This window comes from Yersinia sp. 2466 StPb PI, assembly GCF_041538325.1.
GTDB classification, from domain to species: Bacteria; Pseudomonadota; Gammaproteobacteria; order Enterobacterales; family Enterobacteriaceae; genus Yersinia; species Yersinia enterocolitica_E.
Map to the genome: position 1 here is coordinate 3149037 of NZ_JAULSL010000001.1, position 25280 is coordinate 3174316.

Here is a 25280-nt window from a genome sequence, read left to right on the forward strand (position 1 = left end):
ATGGCGACTTCACCACTTCTGGATATTCAAAATCTCAGTGTTGCATTTCGCCAGGCGAATATTGATCGCGAGGTGGTCAGCGAGCTGTCATTGCAAATCAATGCTGGTGAGACACTGGCACTGGTCGGGGAATCGGGTTCGGGCAAGAGTGTCACCGCGTTATCAATATTGCGTTTACTGCCTTCACCACCGGTGGTCTACCCGGGCGGTGATATTCTGTTTGCCGGGCAATCTCTGCTGCATGCCGATGAACCGACGCTGCGAAAAGTGCGCGGCAATCAGATTTCAATGATTTTCCAAGAACCTATGGTGTCACTCAACCCACTGCATACCATTGAAAAACAGTTGGCAGAAGTGTTGTCACTGCACCGCGGTATGCGCCGGGAGGCGGCCAGAGTTGAGATTATTCAATGTCTCGACCGGGTGGGTATTCGTAATGCCAAAGGGCGTTTGGGCGATTTCCCTCATCAACTTTCCGGCGGAGAACGCCAGCGGGTGATGATTGCGATGGCGGTATTGACCCAACCTAAATTACTGATTGCCGATGAACCTACCACTGCGCTGGATGTTTCGGTGCAAGCCCAGATTTTGAGTTTGCTGAAAGAGTTAAAGCAAGAGATGGGCATGAGCTTGCTATTTATCACCCATAACCTGAATATCGTGCGCCGGTTGGCAGATAACGTGGCAGTGATGCGCGAAGGCCGCAAGGTGGAGCAGAATAGCCGTCAGGCGCTGTTTAGTACCCCACAGCACCCCTACACCCGCCAATTATTAGACGCCGAACCACAAGGTGACCCACTGCCCCTCACGCCGGGTCTAAAACCCCTGCTTGAAGTAAAAGGTCTACAGGTGGCGTTTCCTATTAAACGTGGTTTATTACGACGTACCGTTGATTACCATTATGCTTTGCACGATCTTAATTTCACCCTGAATCCCGGTGAGAGCCTTGGTTTGGTGGGTGAATCAGGCTCAGGGAAAAGCACCTCAGGGCTGGCATTGCTGCGCTTGTTACCCTCAAAAGGTGAGATTTGGTTTAGCGGGCAGCCATTACACAAGTTTACCCCTAAACAGATGCTGCCCTATCGCAGCCGAATTCAGGTGGTATTCCAGGATCCCTACTCAGCGCTAAACCCACGCCTGAATGTGCAGCAGATAATCGCCGAAGGGCTGGAAGTTCATCAAAGACTCAGTGCGGTACATCGTGAACAACGGGTGATTAAAGCGATGGAAGAAGTGGGATTAGATCCGGTCACCCGTTATCGTTATCCAACCGAGTTTTCTGGTGGCCAGCGCCAGCGCATTGCCATTGCCCGTGCGTTGATCTTGCAACCGCAGTTACTGATTCTTGATGAACCGACCTCTTCATTGGATAAGTCGGTACAGGCCCAAATTCTGGCTTTGCTGAAATCCCTTCAGCAGCGTTATCAGCTCAGCTATCTGTTTATCAGTCATGACTTACAGGTAGTGCGATCACTCTGCCATCAGGTGATTGTATTAAGACAAGGCGAGGTAGTAGAACAAGGTGACTGTCAGGCCATATTTGCCGCGCCCCAACAGCAGTATACACAGCAGTTGCTACAATTTGCGGATACGTCAGATTGAGGTCTGGTGCGGGGCATACCCAAGCGCCATGACACCGACCAACGCGCAATAGCTAATTAGAAGGGGTACAAGGCGGTCAGGGTTTCGGCAATGGCGACACCGACATCTTTCAGGCGACACATAGTAGCACTCTCATCCTGAGTGTGAACAAATAGACAAGGCTCGCCTTCCCATTCGACTATCGCGGAATCCACTTGTATCTCTTGTAGAGAGAGGTGGAGCCGCTGCATGATAATCTGCGCATGGCTGCCATCGTGGCTGAGTAACTTCAGCCCCATAAGATCATTATTGCTATCGTCTATCGCCGTCAGTGGTATCGGTTCAACTTTGACCCCGATAAAACCTGATAACCAACGGTAACTTTGCGGCAGACGATGTACTACCGAAAGTTGGATATTATTCACGTGTTTTTCCTAGTAAAAATAAAAATTCAAAAATTACAAAAGCACCACAATGACTCACACTCACTAAAGTTATAGCCGCTAAGTTGGCATTGTGCCTGATTCACCCCTCATCAAAACACAACATTGATAACAATTTAGAAACTTAAAACCAACAAAGCCATTTTTGTGTTGTTTTTTTAATCGTGTGTCAGCCCTGCATATCCAGACTGAAACCACCGGTTTGAGATTTAGATCCCATTTTTCGTTATATTTATACCTTTATGGCGACCATCTCAACCATTTTTCTTGCAAACCCATTACTTATTGCTCGCGAAATTTTTACATTTGATGAACAATCACATGTTATCTCTATAGCTCAAAATGAAATTAATCAATTGATAAATATATAAATTTACTAACATACGTAACTATTCGACTGACAGAAATATCTGATAAAAACGCTTCAATAACAATTTGCGATTTTTTATATGTTCGCTCAAAAAGTTAACAATATGGTGCCAATCATAACTATGCAATAAATAATGATATGCATGCTTATTATATTGATTGAACGCAAGAACCGCGCATTTTTAAGTGGCAATTCGGGCGATATTGACGGGAATAAATGAGTCGACGAGGAAAATAATTGAATAAATAAATAATGAGTACATTGAGGATAAATAATGTCAGTGAAGGGAACGCCCTAAGACGCCCCCTCACCTTCTTGCAATAACCATTAACTGATAAGCCCCAGCAACTTAGCCTTGATAAGGATTACGGCGATAGTTATTACGACGATAGTTATTTCACCGCATCCTTATGTGGGCGACTGGCATAAAGATACAACAACATGGCCACAATTATACAAAATGCCATTGAGCTTACCATTGGCCAGGCACTGCGGGATGGCGCCATCGACAACAGCGTTCCTACCACCGCACCAATACCAAAGCGTAGGGTCCCTGCCAGAGAAGACGCAGTACCGGCCATATGGGGGAAATCATCCAAAATAACCGCCATCGCATTCGAGGTGATCATGGCGATGCAACCGACATAAGCCGCTACACCCAATACCAACGCCCAGAACCCCATCCCAGTGGCGCAAACCACCAGCAACCAGATCCCCATAACAAATTGCACTAGCATGCCAAATCGGAACATTTTAAGCGCTCCGAAGCGGCGTACATTGCGGCTATTAATCAAGGTCATCAAGAACAAGAAGACAATATTCAGCGCAAAATAATAGCCAAAGTTTTGTGGAGAAACGCCGTTTAAATCGATATAAACAAAGGGACCGGCACTGAGGAATGAGAACATCCCAGCAAAAGAGAAACCGCTCGCTAACATATAGCTCAGTACCCGCTTATGGCGGAATAACGTGGCAAAATTGCCAATAGTGGTGCGCAAATGGAATCGTTGCCGTTTCTCTCGCGGCAAGCTTTCTTTAATAAACAGTGCAACCAAAATCGCGCCGACCAATGCAGCACCCGCCATGGTCCAGAAGATGGCGTGCCAGCTAAACCATACCAACAATGCACCACCGATAATCGGTGCCAGCAAGGGTGCGATGGTCATCACCAACACTACAAAAGACATCATGCGAGAGAAGTCATCTTTAGTGAACATATCGCGCATCAATGCATTAATCACCACACTCGCGGCGGCGGCAGACAAACCATGCAGGAAACGCAAGTTAATCAGTTGTTCGATTGATTGCGCCATGGCACAAGCCATACCCGCGAGCGCAAATATTAGCGTACCCCAAAAGATAACCGGCTTGCGCCCGAGGCTATCAGCCATTGGCCCATAGAACATTTGTCCGATGGCAAACCCCAGCACATAGGCGCTTAGAGTCATCTGCACCGCACCACTCTCTACGCCAAACTCCTGTGCAATAATCGGCATACTCGGCAGATACATATCAATTGCCAAAGGCATCAGCATCGATAACAAACCGAGGATAAAGATCAAGCCAACGTGGGATGTCCGGTTCTTCTCTTCATTTTGGGTACTGGCATGCACGTTCAACAACTCCTTCAATAACCTACCGCGGGTTATACCCGTCATACTTCAAGCCGCATGTGCGTTGGCTACGCTCTTTCACCCGAATCATTGACTCCCGTCAACTCATCGGGACTCTATCGCTTGCCGCCTTCCTGCAACTCGAATTATTTAGTGTAATATCAACGGCAAGACAGCCCGCGCTGTAATAGAAAATCAATTACAGATGAGGCGCGCCGACACTGGCAATCTCTTCTGTGGTTAACGGGCGGTACTCGCCTGGCGCCAAATCGTCATCAAGTTTAATGTCGCCAATTCGCTCACGATGCAGCTCTATAACCCGATTTCCCACCGCCGCGAACATCCGTTTTACCTGATGATAACGCCCTTCACTGAGGGTTAAACGCACCAACTGAGGCTCTATAACCTCAAGTTGAGCCGGTTTGGTGAGAGATTTTTCATTATGCAACTGTACACCATCAGTAAATTGTTGCGCGGTATCATCAGCCAATGGGTGTTCCAGCGTCACCAGATAGGTCTTTTCACAATGATGGCGCGGTGAGGTGATCCGATGCGACCACTGACCATCGTCGGTCATCAGTACCAATCCGGTGGTATCGATGTCCAAACGCCCGGCGGCATGGAGTTTGTATGCCACTGGCTCATCAAGGAAATACAGCACGGTCGGGTGATCTGGGTCTTCTGTCGAACACACATAACCCTGCGGTTTGTTCAGCATGAAATAACGTGGGCCAACGGTTTGTTGTAATGGGTTGCCATCAAATCTCACGTCTTGTTCCGGTGTCAGCTTAATCGCACCACTTTTGACCACTTCGCCATCAATAGTGACTCGTTTTGCCCGCAGCTCGCGCGCGACTAACGCCCGGCTGACACCTAATTGCTGAGATAAAAACTTGTCCAATCGCATTGAATCTACTTTGCCTGTTGTCTTGTCGTACCGCTGACGGGCACGATACCCGCAATCACACCCGCCAACGACAGCAGGATGCTCATGATACGGTGTGAAATGAATGAAGCAGTTGGGAGAAAATCATTTGCTGCCTACCAGATTCATCAGTATAGCGGCGGTTGCCATATCATCCTAGGAACAGTTACGTAAAAAGTTGTTATTGAGAAACAACTTACCCCCAGAGTGCGCCGCGTCTATCACGCCACCCCATCAGTGCTAACTTGGGGCCTCGCGCCAACAGCCTCCGACAGGCATAATAGTCAAAAGTTTTTCATTATAAAGAGAGAGAAATGTCACGCATACGCGCGGAAAAGGGTTGCGGGGAGAATGGGTTGAAAACCATCGGGCTGGTGCACTAATGGCATTTACACTGCGCCCCTATCAGCAAGAGGCTGTCGATGCCACTCTTGCCCATTTTCGCCGCCACAGTGAGCCTGCGTTGATTGTTCTACCCACCGGGGCAGGCAAAAGTCTGGTGATCGCCGAATTGGCGAAACTGGCTCGCGGGCGCGTTCTGGTGCTGGCTCATGTCAAAGAGTTGGTAGCACAGAATCACGCCAAATATTGCGCCTACGATTTAGAGGCTGATATTTTCGCCGCTGGCTTGCAGCAACGCCAAAGCGCAGGAAAAGTGGTGTTTGGCAGTGTGCAGTCAGTGGCACGAAACCTGCCCCTGTTTGATAGTGCCTTTTCACTACTGATTATTGATGAATGCCATCGTATCAGTGATGACGATGACAGCCAGTATCAGCAAATTATTCAGCATTTACGTACCACCAACCCCCGACTGCGCTTGCTGGGATTGACCGCCACACCTTACCGATTGGGAAAAGGCTGGATTTATCAATTCCATTATCACGGTATTACCCGTGGTGATGAAAAGTCCCTTTTTCGCGATTGTATTTATGAATTACCCTTGCGCTACATGATCAAGCACGGTTTTCTGGTCCCCCCAGAGCGGTTGGATATGCCCGTGGTACAGTATGATTTCAGTCGCCTGACCAGCAACAGTAGCGGCCTGTTCCGAGAAGCAGATTTAGACCGTGAACTTAAGCAGCAGCAACGAATTACTCCGCATATTGTTAACCAGATAATTGAATATGCCGCTCAACGTCGCGGGGTAATGATTTTTGCCGCGACAGTTGAACACGCCAAAGAGGTGTATGGCTTGCTGCCAAAAGACGAGGCTGCACTGGTGAGCGCCACTACCCCGCCTAATGAGCGCGATGCGTTAATCACTGCCTTTAAGCAGCAGCAACTGCGCTATTTGGTTAATGTGGCGGTGTTAACCACTGGCTTTGATGCCCCCCATGTTGATCTGATTGCCATTCTTCGCCCCACGGAATCGGTCAGTTTGTATCAACAGATAGTCGGCCGAGGTTTGCGGTTATCACCGGGTAAAGAAGATTGCCTGATTCTGGATTACGCTGGCAATCCCCATGACCTTTTTACCCCTGAAGTGGGTACCAGCAAGCCGCATAGTGGCAGTCAGCCGGTTCAGGTATTTTGCCCAGATTGCGGCTTTGCCAATATCTTCTGGGGAAAATGTACCGAGTCGGGTGACATTATTGAACACTATGGTCGCCGCTGTCAGGGGTGGTTTGAGGACCAACAAGGCGTGCGGGCGCAATGTGATTATCGCTTTCGCTTTAAGTGCTGCCCGCATTGTGGGGCGGAAAATGACATTGCCGCCCGCCGTTGTCACCAGTGCCAGGAGGTTCTGGTCGATCCCGATGATATGCTGAAAGCCGCGTTAAAATTAAAAGATGCCCTGGTGCTGCGTTGTGGCGGTATGAGTCTGGAGACGGGCCATGACGCAAAGGGTGAGTGGCTGAAAATCACCTACTACGACGAAGACGGCACTAATACCAGCGAACGTTTTCGCTTAACCACCGCCGCGCAACGTATGGCATTTGAACAAATTTTCCTGCGTCCACACCAACGGGCACCCGGTGTGGCGCTGAAATGGCAAACGGCGGCCGATATCATCGCGCAACAAGCCCTGTTACGTTATCCCGATTTTGTCGTGGCCCGCCGTCGTGGGCAATGGTGGCAAATTAGAGAAAAGATATTTGATTATCAGGGCCGTTTCCGGCGGGCTGACTCCCTTGCCTGAGCCGCATTTAGCCTGAGATTTTCGCAGTTTTATTTGCTGTCTGGTCGATATTTCGCTAGAATGCCGCCCGCTTTGCTCTGGGTTTACCCAATCAAAGCCGAGTATCGAACCTGTTGCTGGGTCGCCTGTAGCAGGGTAAATTTTCTTTAAGAGAAAACAAAATGACCACTATCAATGTAGAAGTACGTAACGACCAGGGTAAGGGTGCGAGCCGCCGCCTGCGTGCAGCAAATAAATTTCCGGCAATCATTTACGGTGGTTCTGAAGCAGCTATCTCTATTGCTCTTGACCATGACACCACCAAGAACCTTGAATTGAAACCGGGCTTTTATGATTCCGTACTGACTCTGGTTGTTGACGGTAAAGAAACCAAAGTTAAAGTACAGGCTGTTCAGCGTCACGCTTTCAAGCCAAAACTGACTCATATCGACTTCGTTCGCGTTTAATCGCGTCGCTTTCGATATTCGGGACGCCGAAATAAAAAACGCCGCTTATGCGGCGTTTTTTATTGGCTATCGTCACGGTGCTAACCGTTACTTTTTGCCTGAATTACGCTGTAACTGATCACGCAGATTGGGTGGAGTGCCTTTAATAGTCAACGTATCTGTCGCGGCATCCCAAAAAATACGCTCACCCAGCAACAATGCATCAAAATTGATACTCAACCCACCCCCACTGCCAGCAAATTTGGTTAACTGGCGCAAAGTACCGCGATCTGCTGGGAAACTCTCTTCTAACGCATAACCCTGTTCAGCCGAGAATTGCTGAAAATCTTTCTCACCCAGCGTTGGTAGCTCTTGAGAAAGCGCCTGCAACGCAATCTCTTCACCGGCTTGTAACTGCTCATTACAATAGCTATAAACCTGCTGACGGTATGCCTGGCGCTCATTTTTGCCAAGTTCAGCATCCGCGCAGTAATCATCAACCGCCTGTAATAAGCCCCGATTTTGTGCTTTGGTGTCCAGCCCCTCTGCTGCAGAGAGGAAATCCATAAAGAAGTCGGACACTTTGCGCCCTACCCGCCCTTTCAAGAACGTAAGGTAACGCGTGGATTCTGGATTATTTTCCCATTCGGTTAAATCGATACGGGCAACAATATCAGCACGGTTAATATCGAGATAATGAGTGGTACTGAGATCAAGTTGCTCATTCACTCGCATACTATTACAACTGCTCAGTACCGAGATAAGCAGATACTCCACCGCCAGATAACGATATTGGCAAAACAGCACCACACCGCCTTCGGCAAACGGATATTTGGCTAACTCATCACGTAAACGCCCGGTGGCAGCACGGCTAAAACTGAGGAAGTCTTCATCACCCTTACGGCTTCGTTTCAGCGCTTCAGCCAGCTCGCTCTGCTCATTAAACAGCCCGTAAGCTTTGCTTTTGGCGCTGTAAACACGATGCAGTTCGGCCATCATTTCTTCAACTACAGCATTGGCAGGTAACAGAGAATCGCGCAACACCACATCAAGCGTTTGTTCATCACGCTTGATAAGCTGATGTAAGGCTATCTGGTCAATATCCAGACTCATGATAAATACTCCTTTTGGCTAGGGGCGTATTCAATCACTGATGCCTGAGAGCTGCAACCCTAAAGCATTCGCGCCCCTCAATTAATGGCTAATGATTCTTAATGCTATAAAATAGCGGAAAAGCGTGTCTCTATACGGTAAGATGTGGGACTTTGTCAGGTATTGAGCACACTTTTTATGGCACAATCATCCCGTTATAGCGACGAACAAGTCGAAAAACTGCTGTCAGAATTGGTCAGCGTAATGGAAAAAAACCGTACTCCCACCAATCTTTCTTTGATGGTGTTGGGGAATATGGTAACAAATTTGATCAATACTAGCGTGGCCCCAGCGCAGCGCAAAGTATTGGCACGTTCTTTCGCTGAAGCTCTTCAAGCTTCGATAAGTGAAGATAAAGCTCATTAATTTATCGGCCAAGACTGCAATCTCAATATGGTGACAAATCGTCAGCGCTATCGTGAAAAAGTCTCCCAGATGATCAGCTGGGGGCACTGGTTCGCCCTGTTTAATATCCTGTTTAGCCTGGTGCTGGGTAGCCGCTATCTGTTTGTCTCCGATTGGCCCTCATCGCTGGTTGGCCGTATCTATGCCCTCGTCAGTTGGCTCGGGCACTTTAGTTTTATCGTTTTTGCTGCTTATTTGTTGGTGATCTTCCCACTCACCTTTGTGGTGATGTCGCAGCGACTACTCCGTTTCCTTTCCGCCGCTTTTGCCACTGCCGGCCTGACTCTGCTGTTGGTTGATACCGAAGTTTTCACCCGTTTCCATTTACACCTTAACTCGGTGGTATGGGAATTGGTGGTTAACCCAGACCAGACCGAGCTGGCGCGTGATTGGCAATTAATGTTTATTGCCGTGCCTGTCATTTTCCTGGTCGAGATGCTTTTCGGCACTTGGGCCTGGCAAAAACTACGCAGCCTTAACCGGCAACGCTTTGTTAAGCCGTTGGTGGCGGTGTTTATTTCTGCGTTCTTTGCCTCTCATCTGATTTATATTTGGGCCGATGCCAATTTTTATCGCCCAATCAGTATGCAACGCGCAAACCTGCCACTCTCTTACCCGATGACCGCCCGTAAGTTCCTTGAGAAACACGGCCTGCTCGATCAGCAGGAATATCAGCGTCGCTTGGTGGAACAAGGTAATCCAGATGCACTGGCGGTTGAATATCCACTCAACCCAATTACCTTCAGCGATAAAGGCAGTGGTTATAATTTGTTGCTTATTGTGGTTGATGGTATTCGTGCCAGTAGCCTGCAAAAAGACATGCCTACCCTGGCCGAATTTGGCCGTTCCAACATTCAGTTTGACAGCCACTACAGTTCAGGCAACCGTCAGGATACGGGCTTATTTGGCCTGTTTTATGGCATTTCGCCTACTTATTTAGACGGTATTCTCTCCGCGCGCGAACCCTCAGCGTTTGTTACAGCATTAAGCGCGCAGGGTTATCAGTTTGGTCTGTTCTCATCCGATGGTTTTGAGTCACCACTCTACCGCCAGGCACTGTTAGCTGATTTCACATTACCAACTCCCGCAGTGCAACCGGATAGCGAAACCACGGCACAGTGGCAGCAATGGCTGTCCACGCTCAACAATAATGCACCATGGTTCTCATACATTAACCTCAACGGGGCAGTTGAAGCACAAGACCCGGTAATCGGGCAGAAGGTTGCGTTACCGACTGACTTTATCCGTCACTACCAGGCTGGCGCAAAAGATGTAGATCAACAGATTGCGACTATTCTGGATACACTGAAACAGCGCGGTCAGCTCGATAAAACCGTAGTTATTATTACTGCAGCCCATGGTGTTGAATTTAATGACAGCGGCAATGATACCTGGGGTGCAAGCAGCAGCTTTAATCGCCAACAACTGCAAGTGCCATTAGTGGTTCATTGGCCAGGCACGCCAGCGCAGGCCGTGAATAAACTGACCAACCATGAAGATATCATGACAACGCTAATGCAACGTTTGTTACACGTCAAAACAGCGCCTGAGGATTATTCGCAAGGGGAAGATTTATTCGCCGCACAGCGCAATAATAACTGGGTGGCAACCGGTGACAATGGCATGTTAGTTATTACTACGCCAACACAAACCGTTGTATTAGATAATAACGGTGAATACCGCACCTATGATGAGCAAGGCAATGAAATCAAAAATGAAAAGCCTCAGCTTCCATTACTGCTGCAAGTGTTGACGGATATAAAACGTTTTATTGCGAACTAGCTCTAAAAACAGGCATTGGTGCGCTCAAAAAACAAGCGAACGTTTTGCCAAGTCTTGCATTAATAACGGTAAAATGTAGTATAACCGTCATAGCATCGGCATGTAGCGCAGCTTGGTAGCGCACCGTCATGGGGTGTCGGGGGTCGGAGGTTCAAATCCTCTCATGCCGACCAAAATACCTCAAGAAAACCAATCCGTTAGGGTTGGTTTTTTTGTTTGTGGGATTTGACTGATGTGGCTATGGTGTAAAATAACCAGACGGCAAAAAGCCACGCGCACTACCTGCCAGAAGACAGGATAGTGCGACTCATACGTAGTTTTAATCGATAATGACTCGGCCATTAAGTGGCTGTACAGGGCGATTATTCGTATGATGAACCACAGAGCGGAATTGATTAATTTGTTCAGCAGAAGCGCTCGCAGGCTGCTCAAGCACCATCCAACTGACACCTTCAGAGCAAGGTGGTGTGGTTAGTGAGCCACTAAAGCGATAAAAATCAAACTTTTTGGGTAGCAATGCTTTGATATCAAGAGGCTTATTTAATATCGCCATTTGGTCAATCGCCGTTGGCATTTGCTGCCAAGCCTGTGCCAGTTGTGGATTTGCATCCCCCTGCTGGAACATGAGTGCGAGCACAGCCAGTGCCCCATCTTTATCTTTATAAACAAAATGAGCTTCTAACGGAAACTGTTTGCCATCAATCTCATTTTCACTTGGGGTATGGAAATGGAATTGCTGTAATGTGAAAGTATCGCCGTCCAGTTTCAGGGTATTGCCAGTGCTGACATTCACCTGAATCGTATGGCCGTTATTCACGATTTGCTGTTTACCTGGTTGGAAAGCCAACTCGAGTTGATTGTGATGGGTTTTCAATGCTCCGTGAATATTAACCGGCGACTGATTTTTACCTGTTTCGCACAGTGAGAAATCCGGTGAGAGCTTTCCCCAATGGGCAGGATCTTCCTGACCTTCATATCCCCAATGAGCATGTTCCGCCGCACAGACTGAAAAACTGGCGGCCAACAGCGCTGCAACTAATAACTGCCCTTTCATTTCTAATCCTTTTTACACAAAAAAACTGAATTAACCCTGACGAATATCCCATGCAAAGAATGATGTTATCGCTTAGGGTAAGAGAATAACCCAGCTTTTTTTAAGGATATGTCAGCCACATCCTACAGACAGGAGGAATAAGCTCTAATTAACTGAATTTAAATATATTTTTTAATCAACCAGAAATGTAACAAACTGCGTTTGTTCACCTGAAGTGATGGGTAAAATGGGGCGAGGGGAAATTAATGGAAAGGCCAAAATTATAATCAGCCTTTCCAACATTACGGGGTTATCGCGGGTTTAGAGCACTTCACCATTGCTGGCAATCACTTGCTTATACCAGTCAAAACTTAATTTGCGTGAACGCGCCATAGTACCAGTGCCATCATCATTTTTATCCACGTAGATAAAGCCATAACGTTTGCTATATTCACCCGTAGTGAATGATACACAATCAATACAGCCCCATGGGGTATAGCCCATTAAATCAACACCATCTTCAAATACCGCTTTTTTCATTTGCTCAATGTGGGCTTTGAGGTAAGCAATGCGGTAATCATCGTGGACCATACCGTCGGCAGCCACTTTGTCGATCGCGCCAAAACCATTTTCAACAATAAACAGCGGCTTTTGATAGCGCTCGTACAATACGCTCAGTGAATAACGTAAGCCGACAGGGTCAATCTGCCATCCCCAGTCTGACGCTTTAACGTGTGGATTTGGCACGCTGCCTTCAAAGCCAGAAAGTGAATTACCGCTGCCAGGGTTAGTAGCAGAAACGGCATTACTCATGTAATAACTCAGCCCCATATAATCAGCACAGCCATCACGCAGAGTATCAAGATCACCCTCTTCCATTTTGATGGTGAATCCGCGACGTTCCCACTCATTTAGAATATAGGAAGGATAGTAACCGCGCATATGGACGTCACCAAACAGATAACGCTCACGCATAGCTTCTACTGAATACATCATGTCATCAGGATGGCAGGAGAATGGATACAACGGCACCATCGCCACCATACAACCAATTTTGAACTCAGGATTAATGGCATGACCAAGCTTGACGACCTTAGCACTGGCAACAAACTGATGATGCAGCACTTGGTACAGCGTTTCCTCTGGATTTTCTTGCTCAGTAAACACTACGCCCGAACAGCAATAACCAAATAACGGATACTTCCAGTTGCGCTGATTATTGATCTCGTTAAAGGTCATCCAGTATTTAACTTTGCTTTTATAACGCGCCATCACCACTTCACTGAACTTCACGAAGAAATCGACCACCTGACGGTTTTTCCAACCACCGTATTCTTTCACCAGATGCCAGGGCATTTCGAAATGAGATAAAGTAATGACCGGTTCGATACCGTGTTTCAGTAACTCATCAAACATATCATCGTAAAATTGTAACCCGGCCTCATTGGGTTGCTGCTCATCGCCATTCGGGAAGATACGCGTCCAGGCAATAGAAGTACGGAAACATTTGAAGCCCATCTCAGCAAACAGCGCAATGTCTTGTTTGTAATGGCCATAAAAATCAACCGCTTCATGGTTAGGATAACGGTAGCCGTCCTGTACGCCATCAGTCATCACCCGGTCAATTCCATGCGCACCACCCGACAATACATCGGCGATACTCACACCCTTGCCGTCTTTATCCCAGCCGCCTTCAACCTGGTGTGCTGCAACTGCGCCGCCCCATAAGAAATCTTTCGGTAATTGTTTGTGGCTCATTATTTTCTCCCTTAATACTGTGGGCAACTGTAGGCCCTTGAAATGAAAATCAATGGCGGGATGGCCCACCTGAATATTTAAACGGTTAACCCCGATTCATTTGCGCCTGAGTAATCGGCGCGCCAGATGCTTTAGCGCTGTTTTGCTGTTGCACACTTTCAGGCTCATCAGTAAACCCAACCAACCAAGTGAAAAGTGCGCCCAACACGAACGCTACCGTGATCGACAGCAAGAAACCAAGGAACTGCGCCATATGGCCCTCTTTGAAAAAGACCGGTAATACCGCAATACCCGGTAAGCAGTAACTCCATGACACCGCATTAGATGCCCCTGCGATAGCACCGCCAATTCCGCCAGCAGCACAACTGCATAAGAACGGTTTTTTTAGGCGTAGTGCCACACCATAAATTGCCGGTTCGGTAATACCGAACAACGCGGTGATACCGGCCGACAGTGAAATACCCTTCATCTCACTATTGCGGGTTTTTAAGTAAACGCCAAACATGGTGCCCGCCATGGCAAAGACAGCGGAAGCTTGTAAGCCAGTAAAGGTGTCATAACCCAGCGTCGCATAGTTACCAACGGTAACAGGCGTGATCCCCCAATGCACACCCAGTGTGACCAGCGGCTGCCAGAAAGCGCCGACCATAAACCCAGCCACTGCCGGGCTAAGGTTATAAAGAGAGTTATAAACACCACCAATCGCACCGCCGATCAGATTACCCACCGGGCCGAACACCAATAACGTTAGTGGCACCATGATGGCAATACAGAACATTGGGGTGAATAGATTGCGCACCACCATTGGCAGGATCCGCTCAAAGAAGCGCTGCACGTAAGACATGGCCCATACCATCAAAATAATCGGAATAACCGAGGCGGTATAGCTCAGGTATTGCACGGGAATACCGAAGAAATCCAAGGTTGGCGATGATAAGGGAATACCAGCGATAGTGTTTAAAATATGGGCCACTTGCGGATTATTCAGTGCTTCTTGCATTAGCTGCTGAACGGCTGGATCGGCCGAATTCAGCGTAGTAATTTTATTGGCCGTCAGCATATTCATATAATCAGGACTGATCAGGGCACAAGCGGTAATGACTGCGGTGAAAGGATTAACATTAAATTTTTTGGCAGCGGTAAAGGCCACCAGCACGGGCAGGAAGGTAAAACCGGTCCAGGAAACAAAATTCAGAATACGGTAGGTGCCGCTCGCCGCATCCATCCAGCCAATGGCGGCAAGAAATGAAATAATCCCCTGTAAAATACCGCAGGCGGCTAACGGGTAAAGGAATGGGGCGAAGATGCTGGAGATAATATCCATCAAACGGCTAACAATACCGACCTTGGGTGCAGCAACCGGGGCACTTTCATCGACATTAATCAAGCTGATGACATGTTTATAAGCATCGCCGACATGATTACCGATCACCACTTGCATTTGCCCACCCGCTTCAATAACGGTGATGACCCCTTTAACACGATTTAAACGTTCTTTGTCGACAATTTTATTGTCTTTCAATATAAACCGTAAACGGGTCGCACAATGTGTGACATTAATCACATTATTATCACCGCCAATATATTGGATAATTTCCTGAGCGGTCAGTGCGTAATCTATTGCCATTATTAATCTCCTGTCGCGGGTACTGAGCGTAAGATAAACAGAGCGTTATTGGCTTATTATTAATATTCGTAGCCGATTGAGATTGGATTCTAGCAAAAAGAAAAGCGAAGTCACGATATAACAAAAATCGTGAATTGGAATATGTTACACTCAAAAAACACAGTGTTTTATGGTGCTTTTTTATTAATTAATTGCGGGAGTTTTTTACCAATAGTTTCTATTATATATAATACTGGAATTTGAGTGGTAATATTATAAGGCCCTTCCAATACAATAGGTGGCATATGATAGGAGATATTAAGGTCGGCCATTTTGGCCAGCGTTGAGTTATCACTGTTTGTCAGGCTGATTATTTTACAATTATGTAAACTGAACTGATTAGCAATACGGATAATCTCTTCGGTTTCACCCGAGACGGAAAATATGATAGCAATAGCATCCTGATACATATCGCTGTTGATAGGATAATAGGGATCGTCAATATAAGTACTAAACTTGCCAATATTCGAGAAGAAACGCGCGCTGTATTTCCCTAACGCCCCAGAGGTTCCTATACCCACAAAAATAATTCGGCGCGTGGCGGCTATTTGTGCCGCAGCCATATCCAATAAGTCATCAAACTCGCTATTATTAATACTTTTAAAATAGCTAATTATCTCACTGATACCAAAACTAACCGGTGGTTTTTCGTCATGCTCTACATATAATTTAAACCGCACCCGGAATTCAGAATAACCATCACAATTCATTTTTTTGCAGAATCGTAAAACCGTGGTAGTAGAAACACCCGCTGCATCAGCCAGTTCTCTGATGGTCATATACATCACTTTATCAGTGTTTTTTATGATGTAATTATAAACGATCAATTCCAGTTCGTTCAGCGCTGATATTTCTTTATATGTAAACATACTGATACCTGAAGTCCCGTTAGCTGCCTGAAACCATGACACATATGTCATGATCCGAGATAGGCGAATTTAGCACGAAATCAAGCGACGAACGAGGCAGTTGTTGTCGGTTGTTGGAGCAATGCTGCTGTTGTAATTGCAAGATAGTTTCCTTGCCCAACATCCGCCTGGCTTGCGCCATAACCTCGGCCGTCATTAGTCAATGTAAGTACAGTGTCTGATATGACCAGACCTACAGCACCTAGCAATTAAATAAACCGGGCAATTAAGCCCGGATTTGTACTTTACTCTGCAATTGTAATAGGCTCAGGTAACCCATCAAGCCACATATGTACTTTGTCATAAAAGACTGCCCACATGGGATCATCGGCTTCAATCTCCCCTTGATTTGGAAAATACTCTGGATCTTGTGGGCCACCAAAGTAAGCAATAATTTCTTCTTTTGTTGAATTTTTAAATTGAACAAGCATATTCACTCCTTAAAAATCATAACCACGGCCAGCGATAATGTATGTTCCTGGGTTTGTATTGGACATTGAAAAATAGAGCCGCTGGATTTCTATTAATGACAGCGTTCCTGTGGTAATGGACGTTGCTGTTTGCCCTGTAACGGTTGAAATAGCACCGAACTGTCCGATACCTGACAGAGATGAGCCAATACTCAGCGCAACACCGTTGCCAGCGACTGTTTCATTTACTGTTATAGCAATATCTATCTGTGTGGCATTGGGTGGAGCCACAGGTGAAACACCTAACGGCGTTTGCGCTGTTGTACCACTAGAAACGGAATATATAGTAGCTGTTTGGATTGCTACATGCCTATGGGATTGAAATCCTATCTTCAACAATGATGATGCCGTCCCCCACACACTAACCAACGCTGATGCTGTATAACCTGATGGCATATTAGCCCCGCCATACACTTCAGGAGCAAGCACTGACGTGGAATTAACTGCCAGCAATGCAGATACTTGAGTTGTTGGGTTATAAATCGCATACAGCGCTACAAATCCCGCAGCTGGCGCGGTGCCAGTATCCATACCGCCAGCGCCCGTAGTCGCAAGGTTAATTGCTTTATTGAAGCTAATAAGTTTGTACTGACGTCCACCTAACGCCGTTTGTACGATCAATTCATCTGCCGTGAAAGTGGCCGTTGACGATGCGGCTGTAACACTCATTTTTGCATTGCGTGATGTGCCAACAACGCCCGTTAATTGGGGCAGATGGGCTGCATCGCCCAAACCAAGGTTTAAGAGAGTACTTGCAACGGCTGCCGCCCCCGCATTTTTAATTTCCACAAGGTTATTGGCTGTTTTTAAAAATCCACCATCAGTAATTAATTTAGAGACAGCAGTCGCCACCTGATCAAACTTCTCACTGTCAGCATCAATATTCGCGGCAGAAAGAACACTCATTAATTCCCGCTGTAAGGTGTTAAACCATTCAGCCGGTAATATCGTTGGGGGAACGCCGCCGGCGACATTGCCGTCGGTAAATTCGCCATTATTGTCGGCGCGTGAATTAGGAATATCTCCAATTTTTTGCATAGTAATACCTCACCAATTAAGGCGTTTTAAATTAATAGAAATTGATTAGTTAGCTAACGTAGCCAAACTTCAGAATGCTATGAGACGGATTTAACACCGCAAACCGGCATTCAAGTTGTTTATTGCCCCATGACCGCAGTGGATCATTGCAATAAGTGAGGCCACATTGAGCATAATGAAGCGTGGTTTCGGGTGCAGTAATCAACCACGTGAATGGCCACTCGTCACCGTTCAATGCATCACGACATACCGACATACCTGCACAGGCTTGCCGGTATTGGGTGATAGCAATGGAGTAACCCAATGCCTTGGCCACACGGATAAAATAGGCCGCAGACTGGCCGCCGATACCAAACAATTTCGACACCACTGCCCGCTGGCGCTGGATCATGCTGTCTACTTCACCAATGGCACATAGATCCGGTAGCCCCACAGTGGCTTCCCACTCAGGTAACATAGCCGTCGCCGTTGCCGGGAATGCCGCAGACAGCAAATCTTGCGCATCTTCATCGCTACGCTGATACGCATTCGCCAGCGCCCGCAAGACATCAGTCTGCACACCATCCGGTCGCCGTGGCCAGACTAATCCCATCGGCATTAATGCTTGCAAAGCGGAGGTATATTCACTGACAGAGTAGCGACTCATAGGTAGCTCACCGTACCCCTAATGGGGAGTTTGCCAGTTTGTAACTCAATATTGGCCGCCGGAGATTGCATAATAAAGCCCCCGGTTCCCGGGATCTCACCAATTGCCAGTAATAGTGATGACCACAAGATTTTGCCACCGGGTTCACCTTCGCTGAAAAACACCTCATCGATGGCGGCATTGATGGCGGTCGTGGTAGCACTGTCGGCATGCGATATCCCACTAATAATAAAATCAATGGGTTGTGCAACTGGCGCACAAACATAGACCAGCGCGATGATCGGTTGCTGTGGATAAATATTATCTGCCACCCGTTGTTGATCACCAGTGGCTTTTACCGCACCCCATGATTCCAGAGATGAAATACCGTCGCTACCTTGCGGAAAACCGTCGTGGTCGTTGTCATCGCACATAATATAAACCCCGACAGTCCCTGCCCCCATCAGCCGCCGTTTTACCCAACAACGGGTCACTCCCGGTACCCTTAATGCCCAAGATTGATAGTCGGTATCATTACCACCTTGCGGGATATTCTGGTAAGCCAATAGCATACGGGAACGAAATGCATCCTCAGATTCAATATCCGCACCGCCGGAAATTTTACTCAGTGCCGTGGCGGTGGCCTGAACACCATCAATAGCAATATCTAGCGTCAGCAGGGTGCCAGCCGCACTGTTACCCCGGCTACCGCCGCCAGTCGCATCCTCTAATGGACGGGGTAAAATGGCAGTAATAACTCCCAGGACGTGGCCATCTGGAGAAATCTTCACTTCATTATCAAGCCGATACTGATAGCCGTCGGCCCGATTAAGCAAGCGGCCTGCAGGAATAGTTCGTCCGGCTATCCCACTAAAGCGAACGTCAGTCGCAGTAGCCGGATTTGCTGCTTTACGAAACACGTCTTTCAGTGCCGCCCAAGCCGCAAGGTACTCGTCGGTGGCATGGTATGGTGTGGCTTGCTGGGCGATATAATCCAGATAGCCATAGTGCAGGTGTGCCATCCCCGCATCTGCGTCACTGATAACGCCAATATTGGAGAAACGCAGTAAGTTGCCGCCGGTTTTCAGTTCCGATTGAATATAAGACTGATTGCGTTGTCGCAATTCACTTAACGTGGGTCGATTAAATGGCATGAATTACTCCTCCCATACCCATGAAAATTTCACTGAAGATTGGGCTTTACCCGGTTGTTGGTAAGCAATAATCAACAGCAATGTATTGGGGTAAATTATTTGTGCCCGGGTGTTTATGGCCGCCACAACACTATCCTCGGTCAGCCACGCCAATGCTTCTGCCGCGTAGTCCTCGGCTTTGATCGCAACCTGAGTGGTAAGTTTTTCCCGCCGCAATAACCACAACCGCGAACCAATAGCTGATAGCGCCCCGCTGTCCCCCCACCAGCCGCGGCGATCATCGCCATCAATAGCATCATCAATTCGCGCCAGACGGTCAGTAAACAAACTCAGTAAAATAGCGGTATGCAAATCATCGCCATCCAGCACTCCCCCGCGACCTGTCTGCCAATCCCCCAATGAGGCATCGACATCCCAAACCGTTTTAATATCTGTTGTCATTGCACCACCTTAGCGGGCGTCTCACTGGTAAGGGTCGCGCTGCCCGACTGTACATTTTTGAGTTGATGGTTGTGGCTGTTATAGGCATCACGTAAGGTTTTCAGCGTGATGTTATTGCTGTCTGCGTTATCAACAATATCGCCGCTAACCTCGAGTAACGGCGTATTCAGCCGTACTTTTACCGATGCGTTTACCGTCACCGCGGTAGCATTATTGATTGTCACCGGCTGATTGTTAGCCTCAATGATTACCCCACTTTCCGTCAGTTTTATAAATTGCCCCCACTGGGAATAAATCACCGTTTCTCCGGCTGTTAGTCCTGAATGGCGATAAGCCGGATGGTTGGAGGCGATGATCAGGCCGTTGGATCGGTCCCCGCCCAGAAAACCGATAACCACGTCACTGCCAGCGGGCAATCCCGATGAAAAACCAAACTCAGCCAGCCTGGGGGTATCAGAGTGGACTTCCAGTTGGGTTTGATACTGCACAGTTTGTATCCCGTCACTGTCGTCAACGGCACTCACTCGCCCGAGTCCCAACAGCATTTTTATCTGCCGGTACAGGGTCGAAATTTGCCCGGTTAGGTCATTCATAGTTAGCCCCTATGTCACTTAATGTTGTAAGGCTGGAATGTGAAGGCAGCAGGTGGCATCAGGGTCATTTTGCTCGTCGTCCCTTTCTCATCTTTGGCATAAACCACTTCCGAGAGTAGCCACAGCTCATCATTAAGCCCAAATGCTGGAATAGTAATGGGAATCAATGTATTAACTTCCCATAGCCGGCCATCGCGATCGCGCCAACTGTCAACTTGCACTGTCAAGACGTTGGCGCGACCAGAGCGGCGGTTCATTTCCCATTCGATGCAATCTTTCAGCAAATGTGGCGAGTTCACGGTACTTTCGACAATAATGACCCGGTTACGATGGCGGGCCGGAAATTGTTCAGCCAATCGTGTGTCTCGCGTGGTAGCTCGCATCGAGGTGTTATCCCCACCCGAGGCAGAATGCCTGGCTGCGGCATTGGAAGAGAGCACCACGCCGGTGTAATCAACAAAGCGTTGATTGATATCGGTATGAAGGTTGGCATTGAGAATATTGATGCCCTGCGCCACACCGCTTGCCGCTTTATGCGTTCCAGCGCGGGTCAGATATAAGTTGCCATCCGGCTGGTCGTAATAGAGCAATGCAGCGGAACGCGTGACATGATCAATAACCGCTTGCGCCGTTTCCCCCCAATTCAGGGTGAATTTCGGCACAATGGTCATATCAGTAATATCAGAGGTCACTTTGATGCCGTAAGGTTCGGACAGCTTTTGCGCAATCTGCAACACCGTGGACTGGCTAATTACGCTGTTTGTCCACTCAGCGGAGCAATCCACCAGATCCTGGCACTTACCACGCCCCGAGGCACTGACTTGGTGCGTTGTGGCCGCAATGGCGCAATCCCAACTGTCAATATAGCCGTTTAACACGGCATCATTACCCAACTTAACCACGCAAGGAGCACCAGGGTTAATCCACTGCTGCCCTCCACTGGCGGGATAACGATCCATCAGCGATAACTCAAAGCTACTGGGTAATTTTTCAATGCTCCGCGTGACCTGAACTTTGCTCCAACCGGTGATCGCTCTGCCACCTACCTCCAGTGTTAAGTCATCACTTGGCATTTTATTATTCATAGATTCAATGCCCTAAATCGAATTGGCATAAATGCCGGATGAATCGGATTCGCCATTTTCACTAGTGCATCACCACGTAGCGCATCCTGATATAACCGATTCGCCAGCATCAGCGCGGGTAGTGAGCGGTTAAAACTAACCTCGTTGATGCGAGATAAATTCGCCCCGGACTGTTGCAATAGCGCCACGATAGATTCGCGCATTTGCATCAGCGCACGGTAGGTTTCATCATTGCCGCGATCGGCGGCGGCCAGTGCTGAGCTATCAATCACCTTACTGACCCTGCCAAGTACAGCGACAGCATCGTCATAACTTTCCGGTTGATACTGCGCCGCCGCGATGGCCATCCCTCCGGCGCATAAAGTCATCATTAAATGATGGCTGGCGTCAGCAATTGCGATATCACTGCTATTGGCTCGGAAGGCGTCGTCGTGAGCCGCTGTCAGGCTTTCCATCATGCGGATAACATCCAGTGTGCTAAAACCACCATTTAGCAGCGTGTTAACCAGAGTGAGTAACTTGTCGGCATGACCCTCAACACTGTTAGTCGCAAGTAACTCATTCACGGCAGCACTGATTGCCGCTCGCCCTTCGACGATAAACGCCAGCCGTTGCGCCACTAACATGGGTAAGTTGGTGGTATCACTTTGCTGGTTCACAGCTTCCGTCACGCCCGAACTGCTGCCACCGACAGTACCGTGGTTAAAGCGGCCATAACGGTTTCGGCCAAAGGTTGAGCGCAGTGCGTTACCCAGATTACTGGCCTCATTGGCAGTATTCGTTACCATTCGGCTCCAAAATTCCGCCGTACTTTTCAAGGTTTTTATTACCTGAGTGGCCGAGCGCATCTCTCCTTTTACCGTTGAGATAAAACCAGCGACTGCTTTGGCGCTCAATCCCAGCCAAGAGGAGTGCGCAGACGCGCTCATTTCAGCCATACCGGTGATGGCAAAGGCACGTAAGCCGGATTCGATAACGGTTAAGCTGAACGCGAATACCCGCTCGCTGCCAACACCTTCATCAATTTTCAGCCCCGTGTCAGCGATGCTGACAGTCATCTCACCCAAGGTTGGGTGGACCAATGTCCCTGGCCCGGCCATTTCACAAGCTGCGATCAATGAATCGCGCTGAGTCATTACATCAGGTGCGGCGTAGATCTGGCTGTTTTGTACCAAAAATCCAGTTAAAACAATGTTCCGCGTACTGCGCCCCAAATCCTCGATATAGCTGGTATCGCGATAAGGGTAAGTGTGCACTGCCTGACGACGACCAAAACTGCCCTTGCTATTCAGGACCACGAAGGGCACTCCCCGAAAGGAGGCTTGATGGAGGTGTTCCGACCATTGCCAACTGTCGTCGCTTCCTCCCAAGAGCGCTGATAGTGCGTTATTGATAAGTGACATTTCGTTCTCCTGTCCAGTAGTAGACGTTAGGAAATAAAAAACCCGCCGGAGCGGGTTATATCGATATGCTGATTGGTTAATTTTTACGGATATTAATAGGGAATTACATCTGCATGGCGTGAGCTATTCTGCTGCCTCCCTGAGTTGGGATCACTAAGCTTTCACCGCTTCGACTGTCGATTAACGTCAATTCAATCTGCACCCGATTGTTCTGCATCGCGGTAGCGATAACATCAGCAATAGCATTAACGTTAAAGCCCCCCACTGAGTCAGTATAAAAAGGTGATTCAGCTGTAGGGATGCTGCCTATATTATTATCTGGTACAAGAGAAGATGAGGGGCTAAGGGAATAGGGATCTTCAGCACCGAATTCAGTTATGCGATTGTTGCTCCAGGTGTTTTGTGTTTGAGTTTCAACTTCAACCCCGGATCCCAGATTAAAAGGATCGGTTAATGGAGTGGACTCAATTTTAATTGGCCGGCGTCCGGAAATATCACCCGCATTTTCAGTCTGATAATTTATTTTCTCTGCATCATTGGGCTTAATATGATCCTGATATTTCTTACGAAATCCATCAGTCATAAGACCGCTATTAAGCATGGTTATTTCATACCAATTAAGTTGTTTTTTAAAATCTGTATTATTATATGCCCATCGCATTTTCGCCGAATCATTACCACTGATTACCCCTAAAGTACGCATTATGGCAAAATTATCTGGACCATAAGTCAGCGTGTCAGTTAAACCACCAATGCCATCAGCCACTGAGCCATCAGAGACAAGAATTTCGTATCCGATGTTAGATAGCTTATCTTTCAGACCATCCCAAGCAGCACTTAACTCATCGGTGTTCTGGTCTAACTCTGTCAATTGTATATTAAGCTCAGGATCAATAGTTAGGCCAAATAGAGTAGATTTAGCCAGCAAATCTTTTAGTTGCGCCCCCTCTCGCAGCAACTCAATAGTATTACCGTCTATTTTCAGAGCATTCGTCAGTTTACTTTGTACTTGGGGTGCCATTTGTGGAAAATCCTCGGCAATTTTAGCTATTGTTGCTGTAGCATCAACCGTGCCATTTTCATTACTGATAATGTCAAACCCATACTCATGTAGCTGCGCCAGCCCCTGAACATTATGGCCCCATAGCATATTATTCAAATTGCTGTAGAGCTGCTCAGTTGATTTTATCGCAGCCATTTGTTCAACACCTCGAATACGCATAGCGCCACTTATTTGACTAAATTGATCAATAGGTGCATTAACGTTCCTCGCCGCTGTATTTATTTTACGGGCCTCATCAGCACCGTTATTAAGCCATTCCACTCCCGCAGTTCCAACAGCAATAATTGTGTTTCCACCACCAGCTAATTTATAGTTACTGAATATTTGAGGCGATATTTTAGATAATGGAGAAACCGTATTCATATTATATTTATTAGCCATTTTTGCCAGCCTTAATTTTATTAATCCGCCCGGCCTGCTGGCACCACCACATTAAGCTACTGTAGGTCAGGGACCAGGCATCGCCCGGCCCCCAGCTATAATAGTAAGTGACGTCAGCGATTATTTCGCGCCATCGCCCCCTGTTGGGGAGTAGGCTAAAAAACCCATCATATAAACCTCACAGGCTTTATAGTCGGTAAAAGCCATTTTCTTGATAGCCTCACGCGGCACCCCTGAGACCAAGGCAATCAGCAATCCCATACCGCTGAGCGAACCTGACTTGGTTTGCTCATCGTAGAATTGCTGTACTTGCAACAGTGTCGGTTCACTAAGCTCGACCACCTCGTAGGTGGTCTTGGTTGCGTCGTGTTGAATGGCTTTCACCAGTGAAATAGTTTTACTGCGCTCCAGTACAGTCATATCAATTCTCCGTCACCGAACCGCCTTCCCAGCTCACATCAACCGTGCCTTCAGTGCTGTCAACCACCAACGTGCTCACCGACCACATGCCGCTACCAATAATGGTTTTGCCGTTCGCCAATTCGCAGACAATATTGACATTGGTCTGGTCGTTAAAATCACTGATAGAGACCCCGCCGCTGTCACGGATAGTGCAGGAAATGGACGGTGCCACCACGGTTTCTTTATAGCCATGTACCCCATCCATGCCCATGACAGTTTCACGTTTTACCTTTGAAGGGCTGTATTTGAACTGACCGGCCACCATAATAGTAATGCCATCAACGGTGACATAAGCCGTACCTGCCAGGCGGTTTGAAGTATCGCTCATAATTTATTTCCTATTTTGTTAGTGCATTAAATGGCT

The 25280-nt window shown here is 47.6% G+C and carries 24 protein-coding genes and 1 tRNA gene; 6 read left to right on the top strand and 19 right to left on the bottom strand.

Annotated elements, in window-relative coordinates; translation table 11 throughout:
- Entirely contained in the window at positions 1-1602 is a 1602-nt protein-coding gene (gene yejF, locus Q2T72_RS14240; protein WP_372559398.1) for a microcin C ABC transporter ATP-binding protein YejF, read from the top strand.
- A gap of 56 nt (positions 1603-1658) precedes the next feature.
- Here the strand turns inward: yejF and Q2T72_RS14245 are convergent, their stop codons facing one another.
- The 3 genes from Q2T72_RS14245 to rsuA form a co-directional block, all read right to left on the bottom strand.
- Positions 1659-2006 carry a YejG family protein gene (locus tag Q2T72_RS14245; RefSeq protein ID WP_083158351.1) on the bottom strand — a complete coding sequence of 116 codons (348 nt, stop codon included), beginning with the start codon at positions 2004-2006 and terminating at the stop codon, positions 1659-1661.
- Between the two features lie 780 nt (positions 2007-2786).
- On the bottom strand, positions 2787-4007 hold the full coding sequence (locus Q2T72_RS14250; protein WP_083158350.1) for a Bcr/CflA family multidrug efflux MFS transporter: 1221 nt from the start codon (positions 4005-4007) through the stop codon (positions 2787-2789).
- Between the two features lie 199 nt (positions 4008-4206).
- Positions 4207-4914 carry a 16S rRNA pseudouridine(516) synthase RsuA gene (rsuA, locus tag Q2T72_RS14255; protein WP_083158348.1) on the bottom strand — a complete coding sequence of 236 codons (708 nt, stop codon included), beginning with the start codon at positions 4912-4914 and terminating at the stop codon, positions 4207-4209.
- A 400-nt stretch (positions 4915-5314) separates the two neighbouring features.
- Here rsuA and Q2T72_RS14260 point away from each other — a divergent pair, with 400 nt between their 5' ends.
- Positions 5315-7072 (top strand): DEAD/DEAH box helicase, encoded by a 1758-nt coding sequence (locus tag Q2T72_RS14260; protein ID WP_083158347.1) that lies wholly within the window; start codon positions 5315-5317, stop codon positions 7070-7072.
- A gap of 161 nt (positions 7073-7233) precedes the next feature.
- The gene (rplY, locus tag Q2T72_RS14265) at positions 7234-7518 is read left to right on the top strand and encodes a 50S ribosomal protein L25 (protein WP_004700538.1); all 285 of its coding nucleotides are present in this window, start codon (positions 7234-7236) and stop codon (positions 7516-7518) included.
- An 87-nt stretch (positions 7519-7605) separates the two neighbouring features.
- On the opposite strand, the gene yejK is transcribed toward rplY, so the two are convergent.
- Entirely contained in the window at positions 7606-8610 is a 1005-nt protein-coding gene (gene yejK / locus Q2T72_RS14270; RefSeq protein WP_083158346.1) for a nucleoid-associated protein YejK, read from the bottom strand.
- Positions 8611-8787: 177 nt separating this feature from the next.
- Between yejK and Q2T72_RS14275 the strand changes: the two genes are divergently transcribed.
- From Q2T72_RS14275 to Q2T72_RS14285, 3 genes are all read left to right on the top strand, one after another.
- Positions 8788-9015 (top strand): YejL family protein, encoded by a 228-nt coding sequence (locus Q2T72_RS14275; protein WP_372559402.1) that lies wholly within the window; start codon positions 8788-8790, stop codon positions 9013-9015.
- A 27-nt stretch (positions 9016-9042) separates the two neighbouring features.
- On the top strand, positions 9043-10836 hold the full coding sequence (gene yejM, locus Q2T72_RS14280; protein ID WP_083158344.1) for an LPS biosynthesis-modulating metalloenzyme YejM: 1794 nt from the start codon (positions 9043-9045) through the stop codon (positions 10834-10836).
- A gap of 96 nt (positions 10837-10932) precedes the next feature.
- Positions 10933-11009 (top strand) — tRNA-Pro (locus tag Q2T72_RS14285).
- A gap of 146 nt (positions 11010-11155) precedes the next feature.
- Here Q2T72_RS14285 and Q2T72_RS14290 read toward each other — a convergent pair.
- The 15 genes from Q2T72_RS14290 to Q2T72_RS14360 form a co-directional block, all read right to left on the bottom strand.
- Positions 11156-11890 (bottom strand): carbonic anhydrase, encoded by a 735-nt coding sequence (locus Q2T72_RS14290; protein ID WP_372569349.1) that lies wholly within the window; start codon positions 11888-11890, stop codon positions 11156-11158.
- A 300-nt stretch (positions 11891-12190) separates the two neighbouring features.
- Entirely contained in the window at positions 12191-13627 is a 1437-nt protein-coding gene (locus Q2T72_RS14295) for a 6-phospho-beta-glucosidase (RefSeq protein ID WP_083158342.1), read from the bottom strand.
- 85 nt (positions 13628-13712) lie between these two features.
- Positions 13713-15254: a PTS transporter subunit EIIC gene (locus Q2T72_RS14300; RefSeq protein WP_083158341.1), complete on the bottom strand. Its 1542-nt coding sequence runs from the start codon at positions 15252-15254 to the stop codon at positions 13713-13715.
- A 167-nt stretch (positions 15255-15421) separates the two neighbouring features.
- The gene (locus Q2T72_RS14305) at positions 15422-16162 is read right to left on the bottom strand and encodes a MurR/RpiR family transcriptional regulator (protein WP_372569350.1); all 741 of its coding nucleotides are present in this window, start codon (positions 16160-16162) and stop codon (positions 15422-15424) included.
- Positions 16163-16446: 284 nt separating this feature from the next.
- Complete coding sequence (locus tag Q2T72_RS14310) at positions 16447-16632, bottom strand: hypothetical protein (RefSeq protein WP_050297013.1); 186 nt, start codon at positions 16630-16632, stop codon at positions 16447-16449.
- Between the two features lie 9 nt (positions 16633-16641).
- The gene (locus Q2T72_RS14315; RefSeq protein WP_372569351.1) at positions 16642-17709 is read right to left on the bottom strand and encodes a hypothetical protein; all 1068 of its coding nucleotides are present in this window, start codon (positions 17707-17709) and stop codon (positions 16642-16644) included.
- A 49-nt stretch (positions 17710-17758) separates the two neighbouring features.
- Positions 17759-18355, bottom strand: coding sequence for a YmfQ family protein (locus Q2T72_RS14320; protein WP_372569352.1), 597 nt, complete (start codon positions 18353-18355; stop codon positions 17759-17761).
- Positions 18352-19488 (bottom strand): baseplate J/gp47 family protein, encoded by a 1137-nt coding sequence (locus Q2T72_RS14325; protein ID WP_372569353.1) that lies wholly within the window; start codon positions 19486-19488, stop codon positions 18352-18354. The genes Q2T72_RS14320 and Q2T72_RS14325 overlap by 4 nt, the downstream gene beginning before the upstream one ends.
- A 3-nt stretch (positions 19489-19491) precedes the next feature.
- Positions 19492-19929 (bottom strand): phage GP46 family protein, encoded by a 438-nt coding sequence (locus Q2T72_RS14330; RefSeq protein ID WP_083158337.1) that lies wholly within the window; start codon positions 19927-19929, stop codon positions 19492-19494.
- Positions 19926-20522: a phage baseplate assembly protein gene (locus tag Q2T72_RS14335; protein WP_083158336.1), complete on the bottom strand. Its 597-nt coding sequence runs from the start codon at positions 20520-20522 to the stop codon at positions 19926-19928. The genes Q2T72_RS14330 and Q2T72_RS14335 overlap by 4 nt, the downstream gene beginning before the upstream one ends.
- Before the next feature lie 14 nt (positions 20523-20536).
- Positions 20537-21607: a phage baseplate assembly protein gene (locus tag Q2T72_RS14340; protein WP_372569354.1), complete on the bottom strand. Its 1071-nt coding sequence runs from the start codon at positions 21605-21607 to the stop codon at positions 20537-20539.
- Positions 21604-23010: a DNA circularization protein gene (locus Q2T72_RS14345; protein ID WP_372569355.1), complete on the bottom strand. Its 1407-nt coding sequence runs from the start codon at positions 23008-23010 to the stop codon at positions 21604-21606. The genes Q2T72_RS14340 and Q2T72_RS14345 overlap by 4 nt, the downstream gene beginning before the upstream one ends.
- Before the next feature lie 103 nt (positions 23011-23113).
- Positions 23114-24454 carry a chemotaxis protein gene (locus tag Q2T72_RS14350; protein WP_372569356.1) on the bottom strand — a complete coding sequence of 447 codons (1341 nt, stop codon included), beginning with the start codon at positions 24452-24454 and terminating at the stop codon, positions 23114-23116.
- Positions 24455-24574: 120 nt separating this feature from the next.
- Positions 24575-24874 carry a phage tail assembly protein gene (locus Q2T72_RS14355; protein WP_042568283.1) on the bottom strand — a complete coding sequence of 100 codons (300 nt, stop codon included), beginning with the start codon at positions 24872-24874 and terminating at the stop codon, positions 24575-24577.
- 1 nt (position 24875) lies between these two features.
- Entirely contained in the window at positions 24876-25244 is a 369-nt protein-coding gene (locus Q2T72_RS14360) for a phage tail tube protein (protein ID WP_042568284.1), read from the bottom strand.
- Positions 25245-25280 lie beyond the last annotated feature (36 nt).

What these genes read in the sequence shown, in the direction of transcription:
- yejF (WP_372559398.1), top strand. Translation starts at nt 1, where the DNA reads ATGGCGACTTCACCACTTCTGGATATTCAAAATCTCAGTGTTGCATTT.
- rsuA (WP_083158348.1), bottom strand. Translation starts at nt 4,914, where the DNA reads ATGCGATTGGACAAGTTTTTATCTCAGCAATTAGGTGTCAGCCGGGCG.
- Q2T72_RS14260 (WP_083158347.1), top strand. Translation starts at nt 5,315, where the DNA reads ATGGCATTTACACTGCGCCCCTATCAGCAAGAGGCTGTCGATGCCACT.
- rplY (WP_004700538.1), top strand. Translation starts at nt 7,234, where the DNA reads ATGACCACTATCAATGTAGAAGTACGTAACGACCAGGGTAAGGGTGCG.
- yejK (WP_083158346.1), bottom strand. Translation starts at nt 8,610, where the DNA reads ATGAGTCTGGATATTGACCAGATAGCCTTACATCAGCTTATCAAGCGT.
- Q2T72_RS14275 (WP_372559402.1), top strand. Translation starts at nt 8,788, where the DNA reads ATGGCACAATCATCCCGTTATAGCGACGAACAAGTCGAAAAACTGCTG.
- yejM (WP_083158344.1), top strand. Translation starts at nt 9,043, where the DNA reads ATGGTGACAAATCGTCAGCGCTATCGTGAAAAAGTCTCCCAGATGATC.
- Q2T72_RS14290 (WP_372569349.1), bottom strand. Translation starts at nt 11,890, where the DNA reads ATGAAAGGGCAGTTATTAGTTGCAGCGCTGTTGGCCGCCAGTTTTTCA.
- Q2T72_RS14295 (WP_083158342.1), bottom strand. Translation starts at nt 13,627, where the DNA reads ATGAGCCACAAACAATTACCGAAAGATTTCTTATGGGGCGGCGCAGTT.
- Q2T72_RS14300 (WP_083158341.1), bottom strand. Translation starts at nt 15,254, where the DNA reads ATGGCAATAGATTACGCACTGACCGCTCAGGAAATTATCCAATATATT.
- Q2T72_RS14305 (WP_372569350.1), bottom strand. Translation starts at nt 16,162, where the DNA reads ATGTTTACATATAAAGAAATATCAGCGCTGAACGAACTGGAATTGATC.
- Q2T72_RS14310 (WP_050297013.1), bottom strand. Translation starts at nt 16,632, where the DNA reads ATGCTTGTTCAATTTAAAAATTCAACAAAAGAAGAAATTATTGCTTAC.
- Q2T72_RS14315 (WP_372569351.1), bottom strand. Translation starts at nt 17,709, where the DNA reads ATGCAAAAAATTGGAGATATTCCTAATTCACGCGCCGACAATAATGGC.
- Q2T72_RS14320 (WP_372569352.1), bottom strand. Translation starts at nt 18,355, where the DNA reads ATGAGTCGCTACTCTGTCAGTGAATATACCTCCGCTTTGCAAGCATTA.
- Q2T72_RS14325 (WP_372569353.1), bottom strand. Translation starts at nt 19,488, where the DNA reads ATGCCATTTAATCGACCCACGTTAAGTGAATTGCGACAACGCAATCAG.
- Q2T72_RS14330 (WP_083158337.1), bottom strand. Translation starts at nt 19,929, where the DNA reads ATGACAACAGATATTAAAACGGTTTGGGATGTCGATGCCTCATTGGGG.
- Q2T72_RS14335 (WP_083158336.1), bottom strand. Translation starts at nt 20,522, where the DNA reads ATGAATGACCTAACCGGGCAAATTTCGACCCTGTACCGGCAGATAAAA.
- Q2T72_RS14340 (WP_372569354.1), bottom strand. Translation starts at nt 21,607, where the DNA reads ATGAATAATAAAATGCCAAGTGATGACTTAACACTGGAGGTAGGTGGC.
- Q2T72_RS14345 (WP_372569355.1), bottom strand. Translation starts at nt 23,010, where the DNA reads ATGTCACTTATCAATAACGCACTATCAGCGCTCTTGGGAGGAAGCGAC.
- Q2T72_RS14350 (WP_372569356.1), bottom strand. Translation starts at nt 24,454, where the DNA reads ATGGCTAATAAATATAATATGAATACGGTTTCTCCATTATCTAAAATA.
- Q2T72_RS14355 (WP_042568283.1), bottom strand. Translation starts at nt 24,874, where the DNA reads ATGACTGTACTGGAGCGCAGTAAAACTATTTCACTGGTGAAAGCCATT.
- Q2T72_RS14360 (WP_042568284.1), bottom strand. Translation starts at nt 25,244, where the DNA reads ATGAGCGATACTTCAAACCGCCTGGCAGGTACGGCTTATGTCACCGTT.